Source organism: Rhodococcus sp. T7 (assembly GCF_009872365.1).
Taxonomy (GTDB): domain Bacteria; phylum Actinomycetota; class Actinomycetes; order Mycobacteriales; family Mycobacteriaceae; genus Rhodococcus_F.
In genome coordinates this window covers 50,778-51,187 of the sequence record NZ_WXYH01000389.1, presented here as the reverse complement: position 1 = coordinate 51,187, position 410 = coordinate 50,778, and the positions used below count along the sequence as shown (strand labels likewise).

The following is a 410-nucleotide window of genomic DNA, read 5'->3' as shown; positions in this document are numbered from 1 at the left end:
GCGGCGCGTGCCCACTGTGCCCGGTCCTCGAGCGGGATGGATCGCAGGTAGTCGTTCCACTTCCCGAGGTCCGCGGTCGCTCGGTCGAGCAGCTTCGGATCGAGTTCCTGGCTCTCGCGTCCGGCTCGCACCGTCGGCCGTTCGCGGCGTGCCGCGTTCCACTCGTCGACAGCCGCCGACGACGCCTGCGGGTTGTCCTCCCACTCGCTGCGCAACCGCGGCAACGTCAGGTCCTTGGCGAGATGTCCTCCGCCGTAGAACACCGGCGTGTGCCCAGCAGTCGGTCGAACAGCGACCTTGTACCCAACCACGACGTCGCTGCGCCCCGACGCAAAACGCGGACGCACGACCAATCCCTGACCACGTAGACGGCGCACGAACTCCGCCTCCGACTTCGACGCCGTCGCACA

General features: G+C 68.5%; 1 pseudogene. It reads right to left on the bottom strand.

The features are described from left to right. Window positions 1–347 (bottom strand): annotated as a pseudogene (locus MLGJGCBP_RS50945) (relaxase/mobilization nuclease domain-containing protein); the annotation flags it as partial. Between the last annotated feature and the right edge of the window lie 63 nt (window positions 348–410).